General features: G+C 62.2%; 13 protein-coding genes and 2 pseudogenes. 7 read left to right on the plus strand and 8 right to left on the minus strand.

Annotated elements, in window-relative coordinates; translation table 11 throughout:
• Nucleotides 1-44 precede the first annotated feature (44 nt).
• On the minus strand, nt 45-1,859 hold the full coding sequence (locus EL22_RS13730) for a carbamoyltransferase C-terminal domain-containing protein (RefSeq protein ID WP_050052019.1): 1,815 nt from the start codon (nt 1,857-1,859) through the stop codon (nt 45-47).
• Nucleotides 1,860-2,163: 304 nt separating this feature from the next.
• Here EL22_RS13730 and EL22_RS17330 point away from each other — a divergent pair, with 304 nt between their 5' ends.
• Nucleotides 2,164-2,340, plus strand: coding sequence for a hypothetical protein (locus EL22_RS17330; protein WP_156184145.1), 177 nt, complete (start codon nt 2,164-2,166; stop codon nt 2,338-2,340).
• A 52-nt stretch (nt 2,341-2,392) separates the two neighbouring features.
• Nucleotides 2,393-3,406: a carboxypeptidase-like regulatory domain-containing protein gene (locus tag EL22_RS13735; protein ID WP_050052020.1), complete on the plus strand. Its 1,014-nt coding sequence runs from the start codon at nt 2,393-2,395 to the stop codon at nt 3,404-3,406.
• 136 nt (nt 3,407-3,542) lie between these two features.
• Here EL22_RS13735 and EL22_RS13740 read toward each other — a convergent pair whose 3' ends face one another.
• The 4 genes from EL22_RS13740 to EL22_RS17335 all read right to left on the minus strand — a co-directional run bounded on the left by EL22_RS13740 (nt 3,543) and on the right by EL22_RS17335 (nt 7,535).
• Nucleotides 3,543-4,382 (minus strand): ABC transporter permease, encoded by an 840-nt coding sequence (locus EL22_RS13740; protein WP_050052021.1) that lies wholly within the window; start codon nt 4,380-4,382, stop codon nt 3,543-3,545.
• Nucleotides 4,379-5,329: an ABC transporter ATP-binding protein gene (locus EL22_RS13745; RefSeq protein ID WP_050052022.1), complete on the minus strand. Its 951-nt coding sequence runs from the start codon at nt 5,327-5,329 to the stop codon at nt 4,379-4,381. The genes EL22_RS13740 and EL22_RS13745 overlap by 4 nt, the downstream gene beginning before the upstream one ends.
• 233 nt (nt 5,330-5,562) lie before the next feature.
• The gene (gene glmS / locus EL22_RS13750; protein WP_050052023.1) at nt 5,563-7,371 is read right to left on the minus strand and encodes a glutamine--fructose-6-phosphate transaminase (isomerizing); all 1,809 of its coding nucleotides are present in this window, start codon (nt 7,369-7,371) and stop codon (nt 5,563-5,565) included.
• Nucleotides 7,371-7,535 (minus strand): hypothetical protein, encoded by a 165-nt coding sequence (locus EL22_RS17335; protein WP_156184146.1) that lies wholly within the window; start codon nt 7,533-7,535, stop codon nt 7,371-7,373. The genes glmS and EL22_RS17335 overlap by 1 nt, the downstream gene beginning before the upstream one ends.
• A gap of 666 nt (nt 7,536-8,201) precedes the next feature.
• Here EL22_RS17335 and EL22_RS13755 point away from each other — a divergent pair.
• The 5 genes and pseudogenes from EL22_RS13755 to EL22_RS16245 all read left to right on the plus strand — a co-directional run.
• Nucleotides 8,202-10,229 (plus strand): PGF-CTERM sorting domain-containing protein, encoded by a 2,028-nt coding sequence (locus EL22_RS13755; protein ID WP_394298910.1) that lies wholly within the window; start codon nt 8,202-8,204, stop codon nt 10,227-10,229.
• Nucleotides 10,230-10,321: 92 nt separating this feature from the next.
• Complete coding sequence (locus EL22_RS13760; RefSeq protein ID WP_050052025.1) at nt 10,322-10,606, plus strand: DUF357 domain-containing protein; 285 nt, start codon at nt 10,322-10,324, stop codon at nt 10,604-10,606.
• A gap of 250 nt (nt 10,607-10,856) precedes the next feature.
• Nucleotides 10,857-11,831 (plus strand): transcription initiation factor IIB family protein, encoded by a 975-nt coding sequence (locus EL22_RS13765; RefSeq protein WP_050052026.1) that lies wholly within the window; start codon nt 10,857-10,859, stop codon nt 11,829-11,831.
• A gap of 130 nt (nt 11,832-11,961) precedes the next feature.
• On the plus strand, nt 11,962-12,141 hold the full coding sequence (locus EL22_RS13770; protein ID WP_050052027.1) for a hypothetical protein: 180 nt from the start codon (nt 11,962-11,964) through the stop codon (nt 12,139-12,141).
• 295 nt (nt 12,142-12,436) lie between these two features.
• A pseudogene (locus tag EL22_RS16245) lies at nt 12,437-12,571 on the plus strand (UPF0058 family protein); the annotation flags it as partial.
• A 7-nt stretch (nt 12,572-12,578) separates the two neighbouring features.
• Here EL22_RS16245 and EL22_RS13775 read toward each other — a convergent pair.
• The 3 genes and pseudogenes from EL22_RS13775 to smc all read right to left on the minus strand — a co-directional run.
• Nucleotides 12,579-12,878: pseudogene (locus tag EL22_RS13775) on the minus strand (Gfo/Idh/MocA family oxidoreductase); the annotation flags it as partial.
• Between the two features lie 810 nt (nt 12,879-13,688).
• Nucleotides 13,689-14,696, minus strand: coding sequence for a ScpA family protein (locus tag EL22_RS13780; protein ID WP_050052029.1), 1,008 nt, complete (start codon nt 14,694-14,696; stop codon nt 13,689-13,691).
• Complete coding sequence (smc, locus tag EL22_RS13785; protein ID WP_050052030.1) at nt 14,689-18,261, minus strand: chromosome segregation protein SMC; 3,573 nt, start codon at nt 18,259-18,261, stop codon at nt 14,689-14,691. The genes EL22_RS13780 and smc overlap by 8 nt, the downstream gene beginning before the upstream one ends.
• Between the last annotated feature and the right edge of the window lie 99 nt (nt 18,262-18,360).

Here is an 18,360-nt window from a genome sequence, read left to right on the forward strand (position 1 = left end):
GCTACCAAATTTTGAGAGGATCAACCAGAATTCGTCAAGTCTGTCTACCCGTTCCCGATCGCCGTCGTTCGCTCTCGAGTCACCGGTTCCGGGTCGGCGCTCCCGACCAACTCGCCGACCTCGCGGGTGGTCGGCTGTCGGGTGGCGTCTTTCTCGAGGACGAAGTCGCCGACGACGAGCAGGTCGAGTCCCATCCCGTAGAAGTCCTTGATCGCCTCGATCGGTTCCTCGACGATCGGCTCGCCGTTGTCGTTGAAGGAGGTGTTCAGGACGACGGGCACGCCGGTGCGCTCGCCGAAGGCTTTGATCAGCCGATAATACCGCTCGTGTTGGTCCTCACGGACCGTCTGGGGACGGGTGGAGTTGTCGGCGGGGTGGACGACCGCCTCGAGCTCGCTCGCTTTCGCGGGGTCGACGTCGAAGGCCTCGATCATGAACGGCGACGGGCGACCGTCGACCAGGTACTCCGAAGCGACGTCCTCGAGCATCGACGGCGCGAACGGCCGCCACCCCTCGCGGTGTTTGACGAACCGGTTGACCCGGTCGCGCGAGTCTGCCGTGCGCGGGTCCGCCAGGATGCTGCGAGAGCCGAGCGCGCGCGGGCCGAGTTCCGACCGGCCCTGGAACCAGCCCACGAGCGCGCCGTCGGCGAGGCGGTCGGCGACGTACTGCTCGACGTTCGCGGGCTCGGCGTAGGTGAGTTTCGATGTTTCGAGGATCTCCTCTATAGTCTCCGTCTTGTAGGACGAGCCGAAGTACACCGTCGACAGGTCGTCGACGGTCTCGGGCGGCCGTCCGACCCAGCCCGCACCCAGCGCCAGCCCCGCGTCGTTGGCGACCGGCTGGACGAAGAGGTCGTCGACGCAGGCGGCCTCCCGAACGCGCTTGTTGAGCTTGCAGTTGAGTACGACGCCACCGGCGAGCGCGACGTTGTGCGAACCGACGGTGTCGGTGTGGGCTTCGACGATGTCGAGGACGATCTCCTCGAGCAGTTTCTGGGCCGTGTGGGCGAAGTCTTTCTCCCACTGGTCGAACTCGTCGGTGTCTTCCTTTGGCGGGCGGTCGAAGACCTCCGTGAGCAACTCGAGGCCGTGGCCGGTTCCCCAGCGCTTGGTGAGTTCGGTGACGTCGTAGGACGCACCCACGTCGATCAGGTTCCGCAGGTGTCGTTCGATCTCCGGGTTTTCCGTTCCGTAGGGGGCAAGCCCCATGACCTTCCCTTCGCCGTTGAACATCCGGTAGCCGAGGTACTCGGTGACGATCGCAAAGAACAGCCCGAGGCTGTTGGGGTGTTCGTAGGTTCTGACGCGCTCGAGGCCGTTTCGATCGCCCCGCCAGACGACGGTCGAGTCGTACTCACCTTTCGCGTCGATCGTGAGGACGAGTGCGTCGTCGAATCCGGAGGGGTGAAACGCGCTGGCGGCGTGACAGCGGTGGTGCGCGAGCCGCTCGATCGGCGGCACCGAGGAGCCGATCAACTCGAGGCGGGACTCGACCTGTCGCGTCGGAAAGAACTGGCTCTGGACTTCCGTCACGAGCGTTTGCTCGAGCGCGGAGAGCTTGCGCGGGAGGGTCGGCGCGCGGACGGCGTCGGTGAGGTAGTGCGAACGGATACGCGAGCGGAGGCTGGGGTCGTAGGGGAGGCGGATCTCGTCTATGTCGCCGAGCTCTATGTCTCGATAGTCGAGACAGGCGTTGATCGCGTTCGTCGGGAACGTGTTGGGGGCGTGTTTCTCGCGGGTGAGTCGCTCCTCCTCGATCCCGAAGACGGGCGTTCCGTCGTCGAAGAGGACGGCACTGGGGTCGTGCTGTCCATACAGACCAATTGCAGGTTTGAACGCTAGCGTGTAGCCGTTCATGATCTCACGGAATCTATCTAGCACCGATAATATGGACGTGTTAAACGATCGGTGAGACTTCCTCGGGGTCGAAATCGACCGAACCGATCAGCTGGGATCGCCGCCCGGGTCGAAACGGGACGGTTTGGGGGAGACCTAATCGCCCGCGAGCCGACAGCCGTCGGAGACGCCGTGATCAGGACTGGAGACGGTGCCCAGATTGGTTTCCATCGGCGATTCCGATTGGAAACAGAGGTTCGTTCGCGAGGTGAAATCGTCTTATCGGCCGCATAGTGAACCACCCAGGGAAGAAACCGTCGAACGAATGTACGAAACGATGTCGTCACCGATCGCGCTCGAGTCTCCCGCGGGGCGGTCCGCCGGTTCCTCGAGTCCGGACACGGCCTGCAGAGACGGACCGACGAGCGCCGAATCGGCGCGTGCGATCTCGCCGCAAGGGACGGTGGGCGCACCGAACGTTCTGGCGATCGCGAATCGATAGGGGGCAACGGATGTCTTCTAGCGGTCGCCAGTCGAACTCGCGGACTCGCTCGATGCAAAGTGGCGTACAGATACTGCTGGTCGTCGCCGGCATCGCCCTGTTAGTCGCGGGTGTCGCGCTCACGGCCAGCGGCGTCTCGATCGACGACGCGGTCGAGACCGCCGCCGACCGGCTCGGCGACTCCCAGCCGACCGACGAGGGAACTGACGGCGGCAACGGGGGTGACGACGGCGGCGCGGTCGAACCGCAACCGGAAGACGGCTCCGAGAGCGACGCCGACGACGGCGGGGGTGACGACGGAAATGGGGACGGAAACGACGCCGCTGACGGCTCCGACGCGGGCGACGACTCCGACGGACAGGATCAGTCCGACGGGGACTCGAGCGGCGATACCGACTCGAGCGGAGACGACGGTTCGAGCGGCGATGACTCCGACGGACAGGATCAGTCCGACGACGACTCGAGCGGTGACGACGGTGGCGAGTCGGACGAATCGTACACGCTCACCACGGCCGTCGAGTCCGAGGACGGCGACGATTTGACCGACGCCACGGTCACGGTCGAGGCTGCCTCTGGCGGAAGCGGGGAAACGACGACCGGCGACGACGGATCGGCGGTCTTCGCCGTCGATGACGGCGGCGAGTACACGGTGACGGCGAACGCGGACGGCTACGAGGAGGCCGAAACCGATGTCGAGATCGACGGCGGCGACGAGGAAGTCACCCTCGAGCTGTCGTCGACCGGTGATGACGGTGATCAGAACGACGGCGGCAACCAGAGCGACGACTCGAGCGGTGGGCCCTACACGCTGACGACTGTCGTCGAGGACGAGAACGGCCAGGCGCTCGAGAACGCCGAAGTCGAAGTTGGAGACGCCGACGGCGGGTTCTTCAGTTCCTTTGACGGCGACCAGCAGACCGTCGACGACGACGGTGAGGCCGAGTTCGAACGCGAGAACGGCGAGTACACGGTGACGGCGAACGCGGACGGCTACGAGGAGACCGAGACCGACATTGAGATCGACGGCGGCGACGAGGAAGTCACGTTCGAACTCGAGGAGAACTGACCGGACCGCACTCGGTGACGCATTCGATTTCTGCTACTCGGTCGGTGACGCATCCATCTCAGATCGGAGACGCTGTCTCCGAACCGCGAACACGGGAAGCGGGCCGCTCGTGAATCGAAGGCACTTCGAGACCGAGTCAGCTCACGTTCGCGGACTCGAACGCGTAGTACCCGATCCCGATCGAGATGACGATCCACACGATCAGAACGACGGGCATGAACGCCGGCTGGACGAAAAACGGCGCGTCCGCGGGAGGACTGATGACCGGTCCGGTCGGTTCGGCGACGGTGGTAGCACCGTAAAGGAGCGCTTCGGGCGGCACCAGAACCGAGACGAACTGGTAAAGGAGAGGGGATTCGCCGAACCCGAGGACGCCGGTGTGTACCGTGCGGACGAGACCGCCGGGCGATGCGAGGAACGTGCCGATGTTGAGGACGAAGTACAGCCCGAACCCGGCGGCCGCCGCGCGGGCTTTGCTCGCGACGGCAGCGGAGATGCCGATCGCAAGCGCGACGTAGACGACGGCATACAGGGTCAACAGCCCGAGCATGACGAGAAACGGGACGACCGGGATGAGCGGATAGAAGAGCGCGAGCAAGACGGTTACTCCGAGCGTTGCGCTCGCGAGACCGAGGCCGATCACGAGACACCGACTGAGGAATTTGCCGACGACGATATCGCGGCGCGTGTTTGGCAGTCCGAGCACGAACTTCAGGCTCCCCGTCTCGCGTTCGCCCGCGATAGCGAGGTAGGCCGCGACGAACGCGACGATCGGGACCAGGAACGAACCGAGTATGACGAGACCGTTCAGGACGCCCACGACGCCCGCTCGAGGGGTCTCGAAATACGGGATCTGGCTGGTCTGGAAGTACACGAACAGGCCGGAGAAGCCGGTCAAGATAGAAACGACGAGCCACATCACCTTCGACCGGCGGACGTCGAGGAAGTCCTTCCGGGCGACTTCGACGACGCTCATGCCGTCACCTCGGCCGCGGGAGTGGTCTCCTCGTCGGGGGCGTCGCCCTCGCCCGTGTACCTGTTGAAAAGCTCCTCCAGGGACGGCTCCTCGGAAACGATATCAGTTATCGTCGCCCGGTCGTCGATGTACCTGACGACCCGCGGTTTGACGGTCGTCGCCCGACAGTCGACGCGGATCTCGGAGCCGTCGATCCGAACGTTCGTGACGCCGTCTAGATCCTCGAGGCCGAACTCGTCCGGCACCGATCGAACCACCAGGGTGATCCGCGACGAACTCGTGATCTCGTTGCGCAGCGCCTCGATTTCGTCGACGGCGACCAGCCGCCCGTCGTTCATGATTCCGACGCGATCACAGACCGCCTCGACCTCCGGCAACACGTGACTCGAGAAGAACACCGTCGTGCCGGTAGCGGCTTCCTCTCGGATGATCGCGCGCATCTCTTGCATCCCCGTCGGATCGAGGCCCGACGACGGTTCGTCCAGAACGAGGAGGTCCGGATCGCCGACTAGGGCCATGCCGAACGCGAGGCGTTGGCACATCCCCTTCGAGAATCCGCCGACGCGGCGATCGGCGACATCGCCGATGCCGACTCGCTCGAGAACCGCGTCGGGGTCGTCGTCCGCGCGTTTCGTTCGGGCGACCCAGTCGACGTGCTCGCGGGCACTCAGCCGGTCGTACAGACTGTACCCTTCCGGAAGGACGCCGATTCGGGCGCGAGCCTGTGCGAACTCGCTTCCCTGGACGTCCTGTCCGAGGACGGTCACGCTGCCAGCGGTCGGGGCGGCGAACCCGAGGAGGACGTTGATCGTCGTCGATTTCCCGGCGCCGTTCGGCCCGAGGAACCCGAAAATCTCGCCCGACTCGATCCGGAGGTCGAGGTCGTCGACTGCAAGGACGTCACCGGGGAACTCCTTGTTGAGGCCGTCGATGTCGATAGGGACCATACCGATACGCGTTTTGTATCCAACAAATTTGTTACGGAACGCTATCAGGAACTCGATCGCGACCCCCTGGCCGACGGAGAACCGGCGGTGGCGTTTCGACGTGATCTCGCCGAAATCTCACCGCCACGTAAGCTCGCAGACTCGAGGCCTTCGATCCGACGAGTAGGTGTCTGTATCGACGACGAAGCATCCGCAGACGACTGTGCTCACCCGAGTCGATCTGCAAAAAGCGGTTACTCGACCGTGACGCTCTTGGCGAGGTTGCGCGGCTTGTCGATCGGTCGTTCGAGTAACTTCGCGGCGTGATAGGAGACGAGTTGTAACTGGACGTTCGCGAGCAGGCCCGCCCAGACGGGGTGTGTGTCGGGGACCGAGAGGTTGGTGTCTGCCGCGTCGGCCAGGGAGTGATCGTCGGGGCCGACCGCGATGATCGGCGCGCCGCGCGAGCGGGCTTCGATCGCGTTCGTCTTCGTCTTCTCGTCGCCCCTGCCGGAGTAGACGGCGAAGATCGGCGTCTCGTCGGTGACGAGCGCGAGCGGCCCGTGTTTGAGCTGGCCCGACGCGAAGCCTTCGGCGTGTTCGTAGGTAATCTCCTTGAACTTCAGCGCGCCCTCGAGTGCGACCGAGTGGCCGAGGCCGTGGCCGATGAAGAAGTATGACTGGCTGTCGAGTCGTTCCCGGGCGACGGCTTCGGCCTGGCTCGATTCGAGCACTTCCTCGACGTGCTCGGGGAGATCCTGTAGCGACTCGAGGAGGGTCGCTTTGTCGGCCGCCGGCTCTCCGCCGGGGACGTCGCTCGCGATCTGCTGGGTGAGCAACGCGAGCGTGACCGCCTGCGAGGAGTACGTCTTCGTCGCTGCGACGCCGACCTCCGGGCCGGCGCGAATGTAAACCGCGTCGTCGGCGGTTCGAGCGGCGGTCGAGCCGACGACGTTGGTCACCGCGAGCGAGCGAGCGCCTCGGCTGGTCGCTTCGCGGACGGCCTCGAGGGTGTCTGCGGTTTCCCCACTCTGGGTGACGGCGACGACGAGCGTGTTCTCGTCGACCGGCCCGGTCGTCGATTCGTACTCGCTCGCTCGGAGTACTTCAGTTCGGATGCCGGCCGACCGGAGCAACTGGCCGCCGTACATCGCGGCGTGATAAGACGTTCCACAGGCGACGAACTGGACGGCGTCGACGTCGCTGAACGTCCCCTCCGTCAGGTTCTCGAAGGAGACCTCGCCGTCGCTCGCTCTGCCCTCGATCGTGTTCGACAGGGAGGTCGGCTGGTTGTAGATCTCCTTTAGCATGTAGTGGTCGAACTCGCCTTTCCCCGCGTCCTCTGGGTCCCAGTCGACGGTGTCGCTCGAGCGCTCGACGGGCGTCCCGTCGAGGTCCGTGATCTGGTAGGAGTCCGGTTCGAGCACGACGAGGTCGCCTTCCTCCAGGTAGATCACCTCGTCGGTGTAATCGAGGAAGGCCGGGACGTCGCTGGCGAGGAACCACTCGTCGTCGTCGAGTCCGAGCACGAGCGGCGATCCCTTTCGGGCGGCGTAGACCGCCTCCTCCCCGTCGACGATGGCGGCGATCGCGTAACTGCCCTCGAGCGTCGAAACGGTCTTTCGGACGGCCGTTTCGGTGTCGCCGGTTTCCGCTCGGTACTCGTCGATCAGGTGCGGGATGACTTCCGTGTCAGTGTCGCTTTCGAACTCGTGACCCTTCGATCGGAGGTCGGCTTTGAGTTCGTCGTAGTTGTCGATCACGCCGTTGTGAACGACGGCGACGTCACCGACCGTATCAGTGTGGGGGTGTGCGTTCTCGTCGGTCGGCGGCCCGTGGGTGCTCCAGCGGGTGTGGCCGATGCCCATGTTCCCGTTCGGGTGGGCCTCGAGTTGGGACTTGAGCTCGGATACCTCGCCCGAGCACTTGTGTACCTTGACGCCGGAGCCGTTCTGGACGGCGATGCCGGCGGAGTCGTACCCGCGGTACTCGAGGTTCTCGAGGCCGGTGAGCAGCGTTTCGGCGGCGTCTCCGTGGCCGATCCGGGCGATGATCCCACACATCAACGAGACACCCCGTCGATCGACGACGACCCGACCGTCCCTCGGAGCGTCTCGCGGGTCGGGAGCGCCACTGACCGGCAGTCGGAGACGCCCTCACTGGTGAGAGAGGCCCGGACCGTTCGGTTCGACGACGTCGCTTCGAATAGACTGGTAGTTCGTATCATAGTTGTCTCGTACCCGTTTACGGCGTCCGCAGCGGGACGGCTCAGGTATCTACTTGCACCTCTGCTCGTTCGGGCATTACTATACCGCGGATAAGTCGCCACCTATCGTTTGTATAAGCTAGCATCCATCCAGAATATCTCATATAAATAACAGATAGTTACTGTTTTCCCCGGAAAATAGCAACTATTGTTTGATTTCTGTGGGTGTTGGCGTCAGACGATGTTTCAACGCTCGAAAAATAGTTGCGCCCAAACGGTTGGTCTGTCCTTTTTGCTCTGGATCTCTCTCGACTGAGGTCTCATAACCATCCGTTCCGTTCGATTGCATTCTCCGCGTTCGTTGTGTTCTCTGTTTCCGTTTGGTGGCGACTGTTGTGGTTCGAAAGGGACGGGACCGTCCTGGCTGGAGTACACCATTGTTCGCTCGGGTTGTGCCGGCGTCCACTGGTGACTCCCCAGTTGGCAAGCTGGAATGCATCGGCGTCACCGGTAGAGTCCCGTCGATCTCCGACGAGGGTTTCGGGTCGAATTTGGGTCTCAGTTCGGTCGAAGTCCCACAGGAGTCTGGTCGGAGTTCGGACAATTCTTTTTGAAGTAACTGGGGCAGTGTGGGCTATGCGCCAATACAGCGCAATACTGATCGGAACCATCGTTGTGGTCAGCACGATGCTGGCCGGAACGGCGGGTGCAGCCGGCGCGGCGAACGCGTCGGCCGCGACAGCACAGGAACACGACCACGCGGCGGTTTCGTTCGACACACAGACGTCGGGCGGCTCGACCGTCGTCGTCGACGAGGTAACGATCCCCGACGGCGGCTTCGTGACGATCCACGATAGTTCGCTGGACGACGGCGAAACACTCGGTAGCGTCGTCGGTTCGAGCGCGTATCTCGAGGCCGGCACGCACGAAGATGTCACCGTGGAACTGGAAACGCGGCTCTCGGATGACGAGACGCTGTCCGCGATGGCACATCAAGATACTGACGACGATCGCGTGTACTCGTTCGTCTCGAGCAACGGCGAAGCGGACGGACCGTACACCGACGGTGGTGACATCGTGATGGAGAGCGCTGCAGTAACCGTTTCGGCCGACCTCGAGATGAGCGAACAGTCGACGACCGGCAACAGCGTCGTCGTCGACCGTGTCGAACTCTCGGAGGGCGGCTTCGTGACGGTCCACGACAGCACCGTCGCGGACGGCGCGGTCTTCGACAGCATCCGCGGAACGAGCGATTACCTCGAGGCCGGCGTTCACGAGAACGTCCGCGTTCACCTCAACGAGTCGCTTACCGGCGATGAGACGGTGTACCCGATGGCACATCGAGACTCCAACGACAACGAAATGTACGACTTCCCCGCCAGTGAGGGCGCTGACGACGGACCGTACGCGAACGGAAACGGTGACCCGGTGATGGCCCCGACCGACGTGATGGTGAGCCACGAGGCCACCGTTTCGTTCGCGGCCCAATCTTCGGGTGGTAACTCCGTCGTCGTCGACGAAGTTTTCGTCCCGGAGGGCGGTTTCGTGACGATGCACGACAGTACGATCGAAGACGGCGCGGTCTTCGAGAGCGTCCGCGGGACGAGCGAGTATCTCGAGGCAGGACTCCATCGCGATGTTGTGGTCCACCTCGAAGATGAACTCGCGGACGACGACACGCTATTCGGAATGGCACATCAGGATACGAACGACAACGCTACGTACGACTTCCCCACCAGCGAGGGCGCGGAGGACGGACCGTACACCACCGACGGCGACATCGTGATGGACGGCGGTGACGTGGCGGTCTCGGCCGCCGTCTCCGCCTCGGCGCAGGTTTCGGACGGGACGACGGTAACCGTTGACAGAGTCGATCTCTCCGAGGGTGGGTTCGTGACGGCTCACGATGCGAGCCTCTTCGGTGGCGACGTCTTCGGCAGCGTTGCCGGGACGAGCGAGTACCTCGAGGCTGGCACGCACGAGAACGTCGAAATCACGCTCGACGAGCGGCTGACAGCGAGTCAGACGCTCGTTCCGATGGCACATCGCGATTCCAACGGAAACGAGATGTACGACTTCCCAGCCAGCGAGGGCGCTGACGATGGCCCGTACACCGCGAACGGTGAGGCTGTCGTCGACACGGCCAAGCTAACCGTTCCGGCGACCGTCGACGCGACCGACCAACGAAGCGACGGCGAGGTGGTCACCGTCGACTCCGTGACGCTCCACGATGGTGGATTCGTCACGGTTCACGACAGCACGCTCGCGGATGGCGCAGTCCTCGACAGCGTCCGTGGCACGAGCGAATACCTCGAGGTCGGCACGCACGAGAACGTCGAAATCACGCTCGAGGAGTCGTTGTCAACTGATGATGATGTCTTCGCCATGGCCCATCGGGATACCGACGACGACGAATCGTACGACTTCCTCGAGAGCGAGGGAACAACGGACGGCCCCTACGTGGCTGCGAACGGACCGATCATGGCGATGGCCAACGTTACGGTCGACAGTGACGAGATGGATGGAACGCACGATGAGATGGACGGGATGGACAACGAGACGGACGACGAAATGGGTGGGATGGAAAACGAGTCGATGACCGATGAATCTGAAAACACGGAGATGGACGGTGACGATAGCGTTCCTGGCTTCGGAATCGCTGTGGCACTCGCCGCCCTGCTCGGTGCAGTAGCGATTGCCCGACGTAACGACTGAAACGACGCTGGGCTCGACTACTCACCGATTCCGTCGATCAACCCCATCGACGAAGCCAACGCACTTACGCACTCGAGCAATGAGAGCCACGTATGGCCGCAGACCTCGAGGAGAAGACTGACCGGTACGGTGAACTGCTGTCTACCGCTCTCTCGGAAGCGACCGTCGCACCCCCCGAGGGGTCGCCGATGGCCGACGCCGCCGACGAGTGCTACGAGATGGCCGAGTCCTACCTCGAGGACGGGACCCACTTTCGCGAGCAGGGCGACCTCGTGAACGCGCTCGCGTCGTTTTCCTACGGCCACGCGTGGCTCGACGCCGGCGCTCGAGTCGGGCTGTTCGACGTGCCCACCGAGGGCCACCTTTTTACCGTCTAGTCGACAATTTTCGCCCGACCGCACCGGTCGCGATGACCGACAACGTTTTATCTACGTGGCTGACTGTCAGCGCCGAATCGATCACGATAGATAACCATGTAGACGAAACGTATATAACTAATTTGGGTGTCAGTTTATAAGGTAGGCAAAAGCTTTTTAAACTCTTCGGCCTTACACTATGTTAGCTGCGACGACCGGGTTTCTTCTGGTTCCCCCACCCGGGAGTCCCACGTAACCAACTCGAAACACCATGACAGATTCAACGATTCGAACGTACTCACGTGAGAGTGAGACCGAAGCTGAGACGAGCACGGAGGCGGAGGAAACAGAGCGCTGTCCGGAGTGTGGTGGTCGGGTCGTCTCCGACGCCGAGCACGCCGAGACGGTCTGTGAGGACTGTGGCCTCGTCGTCGAGGAAGACGAGATCGACCGCGGCCCCGAGTGGCGCGCGTTCGACGCCGCCGAGAAAGACGAGAAGTCCCGCGTCGGCGCCCCGACCACGAACATGATGCACGACCAGGGGCTATCGACGAACATCGGTTGGCAGGACAAAGACGCCTACGGCAACTCGCTGAGTTCCCGCCAGCGCCAGAAGATGCAGCGGCTTCGCACCTGGAACGAGCGCTTCCGAACCCGTGACTCCAAGGAGCGCAACCTCAAGCAGGCGCTGGGCGAGATCGACCGGATGGCGAGCGCGATCGGCCTCCCCGAAAACGTCCGCGAGACGGCGTCGGTCATCTACCGGCGCGCCTTAGAGGAGGACCTGCTCCCCGGCCGTTCGATCGAGGGGGTCGCGACCGCCTCGCTGTACGCGGCCGCCCGGCAGGCCGGCACGCCGCGAAGCCTCGACGAGATCTCGGCAGTCAGCCGGGTCGAGAAGATGGAACTCACCCGAACCTACCGCTATATCATCCGGGAGCTCGGACTCGAGGTCCAGCCGGCCGATCCCGAACAGTACGTCCCCCGCTTCGCCAGCGGCCTCGACCTCTCGGAGGAGACCGAGCGGATGGCTCGAGAACTGCTCGACGCCGCCCGCGAGGAGGGCGTCCACAGCGGCAAATCGCCCGTCGGCCTCGCCGCCGCGTCGGTCTACGCCGCGGCGCTGCTGACCAACGAGAAGGTCACCCAGAACGAGGTCAGCGAGGTCGCGAACATCTCGGAAGTGACGATTCGAAACCGTTACAAGGAACTGCTCGAGGCCTCGGACACGGCGACGCCAGCCTAACGCGACCGATAGACTCCGCGCGGCGGTCGCTCCGTCTGTCAGTACACTGTCTCGGTGACCCACGAGTGGAACGTCGGTCGGTCGACACGATCGAGGAAGCTTTTTCACCTGCGGTGTGCAATACCGTACCATGGACGAGACGTCGATCCAACTGTTGTGTCCCGAGTGTACCAAAGATTGGCAGCGGTCGCCGGCCGAACTCCCCGAATCGACTGAACTCTTTCATTGCCCGAACTGTCACGCCTCGAGGCTGACCTCCGAATTCGCGCGAACGGACCGCGACCTCCGGACGCTCAAACAACTCGGATAAGCCGACGTTTCGAACGGTGTCGTGTGAGTTCGGCTCTCGAAACGACGGGCCACAGCCCGAAACGACGGTTTGTCGCGGGAACCGTTCTCGCGAGTCGGCGGCTCCGACCGGTGCCGTTGGACGCAGTAAGCATCTTCTTACTGACCCCGCATCGACCGTTGTCGGGAGTTTCGGCGAATTCGACCCGATGTGTTCGTCGTCTCTCGTGGAAACAGGCAACTACAGGGATCTGCTTCGCGTGTTAACGCTTCTCAAGATAATAATATAACCCTGCAGTGGATACAATTGCATGGTTATGAAGAAACAGGAGCTCATTCACCTTCACGGTCTTCTCGCCGAAGTATCGAACCAGTGTGCCGCGTGGGATGACTGTCAGATTAACCTCGAAGAGTACGAGTCGCTCGGCATTCGGCCGACATCGATTCACAAATTCACTTTTTTGCACAACCTACGACGATATCTCTGTGTATCGACGGTGGAACCGCGACGCTCACAACGTCCGGCTCAAGAGCTGAAAGCAGTTCTTCGTAATCCTCAAAAGCGTTCTCAGCTGGTAGTCCGAACGTATCGGCGAAGGTGAGACGGTTCTCTTCAACGATGTCCGCACAGCCTATGAGAGTACAGCGGTCGTCGGATTCGAACGCTTCACCATGCCGATACCCCATAGCAAACCCGTCTACGGTTGGATTGTCTGGATCAGGACCTGTTCCGATAACTGCGACTGTGTAGCTACTCATGTACGTCACTTTTTGTTGTGTCATACCACACTATATGTATTTCCCTCCGATCTGGCGTCCTGTGTCTTGACGAATCGACCACCGATAAGTTGCCAACTATTCAGTGAGAATAATCTGCTATCGGTATTATTATCCAGTGCGTATACAATCGTCTATTTGCAATGCCAGACGTAGCTACTCTTACACCGACACATGGGACTTCACTGACGAATATCAGATCGACCGCGACCATGGCGAGTGGCACTCTGGCGTTAATGAGGATCTCGAACCCGTTGGCCGCAAAGGGGCAGTCTACAAGGCGGCGTATCACAACGGTCGTGCACTGCTCGAGTGTATTGCGGCACTAAAACGTCTATAAGTGATTATCGAGAGTTTCGGCTGCTGAGAAAGAGATCGAGTCGTTATCGAAAAGACCGGGGGTGCGCCACGGTCAAGATGGATCGAAAATATAACTTCCTCAATCTCTGATGACTAAAGCGATTTAGATCCCATATAGCCCCGATGATGGTTAAACGTCAGAAGATAGTAATTGAATGTGAATGTAACTCACATAATTTTGATTTCTTCGTGCAGATGTTATCTATCCAGCACTACTTTTCGATCACAGTATCGCCTAAATTCCCTCTACAATACGCGTAAGATGCCCAATACGGTATCTCTGTATCTTCCGACCTGAATGCAGTCGTGTGCAAGCTATCGGAAAGATACTCACGATAACGCACAATAGTGAAATATTTTCTACCTGTGTGAATCGACCCTACTGTAGAGGTCAGAATATAACCAATACGTCACGAAAACTACGTCGAACGGTCAATCCGCGATCGCTTCGCTCGGCTCTGCCTCGACGCCCGCCCGCTGGATCCAGAGGTCGCCGAACAGTTCGTCCTGCTCGAGCACCACGGCCCCACGGTGGGCCAGAAATAGCAGTGCGAGGTAGGTCATGACTCGAGAGCCGCCGGTCTCGTCGATTTCGGCGTAGAGAACTTCCTCCCGGCCGTTTTCGTACTGGGTCTCGAGCACGCTCTCGACGTCTTCGATCACGTCCTCGATGTCCTCCTCGTGAGTGGTGTGAGTCACGTCGCCCGCGGTCGGTTCGTCGTCGACGCGGAAGTCGTCGCCCGAGTGGTAGCTCAGCTCCTGCATCCCGCGGCCGTAGCCGCTCGGCGAGTCGCTGGTGTCGTAGCTTCGTGATTCTTTCCACCAAGTCCCACGCTCTGCGTCGCGAAGCTCCCGAACCAGTTCGTCGAGGGTTTCCGGCTTGCCGCGGGCCGATTTGCGCTCGAGGCGACGGTCCATCTCGGCCTCGAGACTCTCGATGGGGTCGAAGCCGGGCTCGTGATCCTCGACGGGTCCCTCGTCGGCGAAGGGGGCCTCCCACGGCGGCAGTTCTTCCTCCTCGGGCTCGTCGGGCGCGAACAGTTCGTCGCTTTTCATCCGCAGGAGGACGCTCGCGTAGAACAGCGCCCGACCCGACGTTCGCAGGTCCGCCTCGTCTAACACCTCGAGGAACTTGTCGGTCACCCGAACGACGTCGATATCCCACGGGTCGATCTCGCCGTCCTTGGCGAGCTGGACGAGCAGTTCGACGGGTTCGACTTCCTCCTCGTCGTCGGAGTCCACACCGCCCTCGACGGCGGCGGATGTATCGACCGCGGCGCTCTCGCCGTCATCGGATCCGTCCGCCCCCGCCTCGCTGAAGGAGAACACGTCGTCTCCGGGGCCGCTCGAGCGATCGCGGTCCTCGTGACCAGCGATCTGCAGCGGGATGTCGTCGGTCGATTCGGACTCGCCGTCACGTCCTTCGTCCCCCTCAGTCATCCGCCGGCACCCCCTCGCTGCTCAGGTCGATGCCGGTCACCGCGCTCACGTTGTCCTGTTGCATCGTCACACCGATCGCCCGCTCGGAGCGATCGAGCATCGCCGAGCGGTGGGAGACGACGACGAACTGGGCGTCGCCCGCGAGTTCGTCGACCATCTGGCCGACGCGTTCCGCGTTGACCGCGTCGAGGAAGGCGTCGATCTCGTCGAGCGCGTAGAACGGCGCCGGGTTGTGCCGCTGGATCGCGAAGATAAAGGCCAGCGCGGTCAGGGACTTCTCCCCGCCAGACATCGCGTCCAGACGCTGGATCGGCTTATCGCCCGGTTGGGCCTTCATCGTCAGCCCGTCCTCGAACGGGTCCTCCTCGTTCTCGAGGTGCAGGGAGCCGGTCCCCTCCGAGAGCTTCTCGAAGATGTCCGTAAAGTGCTCGGCGATCGACTCGTAGGCGTCCATGAACGTCTGTTTCTTCTGGGATTCGTACTGCTCGATCCGCTCGCGGATGCCGTCCGCCTCCTCGACCAAGGTGTCTCTGCCCTCCTCGATGTCCTCGAGGTCGCTGCGAACCTCGTCGTACTCGTCGATCGCGAGCATGTTCACAGGCTCGAGTGCCTCCATGTCTGCCTCGAGCAACTCGATCATCTCGAGGACGGTCTCGTGGTCTGGAACGTCCTCGGGATCGTAGTCGCCGACCTCCTCCTCGAGTGCTTCGAGTTCCCACTCGAGATCGTCCGCCCGCTCGCGGTTGTCCTCGAGTTTGCTCTCGACGGTGTTGACCCGATCCTGTTGCTGGTCGCGAGCCGTTTTGGCATCGCCGAGTTCGTCTTTGAGTTCCCGACGGTCCGCTTTGAGCTCAGTGAGTTCTTCCTCGAGTTCCTCGACCGCCTCGCGTTTGTCCGCGAGAACGTCGCGTTTGTCCTCGATCGAGTCCTCGAACGACTCGATCTGCTCCTCGTGGTCGGCCTTGCGGTTCTGGGCCGCCTCGATGTCGTCGTGGAGGTCCTCGATTGCGTCTTCGGCGTACTGCTTCTCGAGTTCGAGTTCGTTGAGCGTGCCGTCGAGGTCGTCGATCTTGTCCTCGCGCTCGTCGATCTCCTCGTTCAGCTCGTCGATTTGGGCGGTGAGTTCCGGGATCTTCGAATCCGCGAGTTCGGCCTCGAGGTCGTCGATGTCGGCTTCGATCGCCTCGATTTCTGCTTGCTTGTCCTCGATGTTGCCCGAGATCTCGGTCATCCGCTCGTCGACGGACTCGCGTTCCTCGCGTAGCTCCTCGAGTTCGTCCTCGAGCCGGTCGATATCGTCCTCGAGATCCTCTCGACTCTCCTCGATCCCCTCGAGTTTCGACTCGATCGAGCGCACCTCGTCGGCGGCGTCGGTCTGGCGGTCCCGCGCGTCGTCGAGTCGATCCTCGACGCCGCGCAGTTCCTCGCGAACCGACTCGCGTTCGTCCTGCAGTTCGGTTATCTCCGTCGCGACGCGCTCGAGTTGACCCTTGCCGCCGCCCGAGAAGGAGTAGCGCGAACCCTTTCGGGAACCGCCGGTCATCGCGCCGCTTTTCTCGACCAAGTCGCCGTCGAGGGTGACCATCCGGTAGTCGCCCATGTACGAGCGGGCCGTCTCGATGTCTTCGACGACGAGCGTGTCGCCGAGGACGTACGAAAAGATGCCGGCGTACTGGTCGTCGAAGTCGACGAGGTCGTACGCGAAGCCGACGATTCCCGGATCCGAGGGCGCACTCGGAAGGTTTCGCTCGCGCATCTTCGTGATCGGGAGGAACGTCGCCCGGCCCGCGTTGCGCGATTTCAGGTACTCGATACACTGCTGTCCGATCACGTCGTCGTCGACGACCACGTTCGCGAGCCGACCGCCTGCCGCGGTTTCACAGGCCGTCGCGTACTCGCCCGGAACGGTGCCAAGCTGGGCGACCGCCCCGTGCAAGCCGTCGATTCCCGAATTGAGGATCGTCGTGACGGCGCGGCCGAACGACGAGTCGCCGCTCTCGCCCGCGTTGGCCTCGAGTTCCGCGTACTCGGCCTGTTTGGCCTGAATGTCGTCGTCGAGATCATCGAGATCGTCCTGCAAGCGTCGTTTCTCACCTTTGAGATCCTCGACGACGCCGTCGATGCTCTGACGGTTCTTTTCGGCCTTCTCGAGTTCGCGTTCGAGGTCCGAGCGCTGGCTCTCGAGTTCGGGGAGTTTCGCTTCGGTCTCCTCGATCGTCTCCTCTTTCTCGCTGATGGCGTTCGAGCGCCGACGCGCCTCGTCGAGCAGGCGATCCTGCTCGCGCTGGAGGTCGTTCTTCTCGGTTTTTTCAGTCTCGAGCGTTTCCTTTCGCTCCTGGAGTTCGGCTTTGACCTCGTCGTACTCCGTGTCGACGGCGTCGATCTCGGCCTGTAGCTCCTCGCGTTCGGCCTCGCGTTCCTGAATTTCGGACTTGAGCGAGGCCTTCTCGAGTTTGTGCTCGCGCATCTCGCTCGTCAAGTCCTCGACCTGTTCCTGTTTGCGGTCGATCTGGACGAACGCCTCGCGGCGATCGGACTCGGCGGACTCGATCTGTTCCTCGCTGGATTCGATCTTGTCCTCGAGTCGGGAGATGTCGCCTTTGACCTCCTCGATCTCGCTTTTGATGCGCAACTGCTCGTCCTCGCCCTTGCGCTCGATCTCGGCGTTCAAATCCTCGAGATCTTCGTTTAGGCGGACGACTTTTCCCTGTCGCTCGTCGAGTTCGCGCTGGAGATCCTCGAGGTCGTCTTCGAGTCCCTCGACCCGCTCCTCGACGGTCTCGAGTTCCTCGCGTTTCTCCTCGAGTTCGCTCGCCTTCCGGTAGCCCTCGTACTCCTCTTTCTCGCGGCGGAGCCGTCGGTAGCGCAGCGCTGTCTGGCGTTCGTCCTCGAGCTGGGCCAATCGCTCGCGTTTCTCCTCGATCCGGAGTTCAGCCTCGTCGATCCGCTCCTGAACGACCTCGAGTTCCTCGAAGGCGTCTTCCTTTTTCGCGTCGAACTCGGCGACGCCGGCGATCTCGTCGATGATCCCCCGCCGGTTGTAGGGGGTCATGTTGATGATCTCGGTCACGTCTCCCTGCATGACCACGTTGTACCCCTCTGGGGTCACGCCGGCCTGTGCGAGTAAGTCCTGAATGTCCGAGAGGTTAACCGAGCGGTCGTTCAGGTAGTAATACGAGTAGTAGTTGTCCTCGGTTTCCTTGACGCGCCGGCGGATCCGAACCTCCTCGCAATCGCCGACGTCGTCGCTTCCCGCCGCGTTGACCACCTGCGAGCGCTCGAGGGTGCCATCCGAGTTGTCCAGAACGACCTCGACGGTCGCCTCGCGCGGCCCGCCGCTGTTGTCGCCGTCGTCGTGGCCGGGGTTGTAGATCAGGTCAGTGAGCTTCTCGGCGCGGATCCCGCGGGTTCGAGCGAGCCCGAGCGCGAACAGAACGGCGTCGATGATGTTCGATTTCCCGGAGCCGTTCGGGCCGGTGATAACGGTAAAGTCCTCGTAAAACGGAATTTTCGTCTTGCGGCCGAAGCTCTTGAACCCATCCAGAACGAGCGCCTTGATGTACATCGTCTTGTGAGACCTCCGTCAGTTGACCGCTCCCGGCGACCGGACACGCGACTGTCAACCGATCGCTGGGACGATCGGTCGCGCCACGAAATCACAGCA

Source organism: Halostagnicola sp. A56, from assembly GCF_000691505.1.
In the GTDB taxonomy this organism is placed as follows: Archaea; Halobacteriota; Halobacteria; order Halobacteriales; family Natrialbaceae; genus Halostagnicola.

What these genes read in the sequence shown, in the direction of transcription:
- EL22_RS13745 (WP_050052022.1), bottom strand. Translation starts at nt 5,329, where the DNA reads ATGGTCCCTATCGACATCGACGGCCTCAACAAGGAGTTCCCCGGTGAC.
- EL22_RS13765 (WP_050052026.1), top strand. Translation starts at nt 10,857, where the DNA reads ATGACAGATTCAACGATTCGAACGTACTCACGTGAGAGTGAGACCGAA.
- EL22_RS13730 (WP_050052019.1), bottom strand. Translation starts at nt 1,859, where the DNA reads ATGAACGGCTACACGCTAGCGTTCAAACCTGCAATTGGTCTGTATGGA.
- EL22_RS13740 (WP_050052021.1), bottom strand. Translation starts at nt 4,382, where the DNA reads ATGAGCGTCGTCGAAGTCGCCCGGAAGGACTTCCTCGACGTCCGCCGG.
- EL22_RS13770 (WP_050052027.1), top strand. Translation starts at nt 11,962, where the DNA reads ATGGACGAGACGTCGATCCAACTGTTGTGTCCCGAGTGTACCAAAGAT.
- EL22_RS13735 (WP_050052020.1), top strand. Translation starts at nt 2,393, where the DNA reads ATGCAAAGTGGCGTACAGATACTGCTGGTCGTCGCCGGCATCGCCCTG.
- EL22_RS17330 (WP_156184145.1), top strand. Translation starts at nt 2,164, where the DNA reads ATGTACGAAACGATGTCGTCACCGATCGCGCTCGAGTCTCCCGCGGGG.
- EL22_RS17335 (WP_156184146.1), bottom strand. Translation starts at nt 7,535, where the DNA reads ATGATACGAACTACCAGTCTATTCGAAGCGACGTCGTCGAACCGAACG.
- smc (WP_050052030.1), bottom strand. Translation starts at nt 18,261, where the DNA reads ATGTACATCAAGGCGCTCGTTCTGGATGGGTTCAAGAGCTTCGGCCGC.
- EL22_RS13755 (WP_394298910.1), top strand. Translation starts at nt 8,202, where the DNA reads ATGCTGGCCGGAACGGCGGGTGCAGCCGGCGCGGCGAACGCGTCGGCC.
- EL22_RS13760 (WP_050052025.1), top strand. Translation starts at nt 10,322, where the DNA reads ATGGCCGCAGACCTCGAGGAGAAGACTGACCGGTACGGTGAACTGCTG.
- glmS (WP_050052023.1), bottom strand. Translation starts at nt 7,371, where the DNA reads ATGTGTGGGATCATCGCCCGGATCGGCCACGGAGACGCCGCCGAAACG.
- EL22_RS13780 (WP_050052029.1), bottom strand. Translation starts at nt 14,696, where the DNA reads ATGACTGAGGGGGACGAAGGACGTGACGGCGAGTCCGAATCGACCGAC.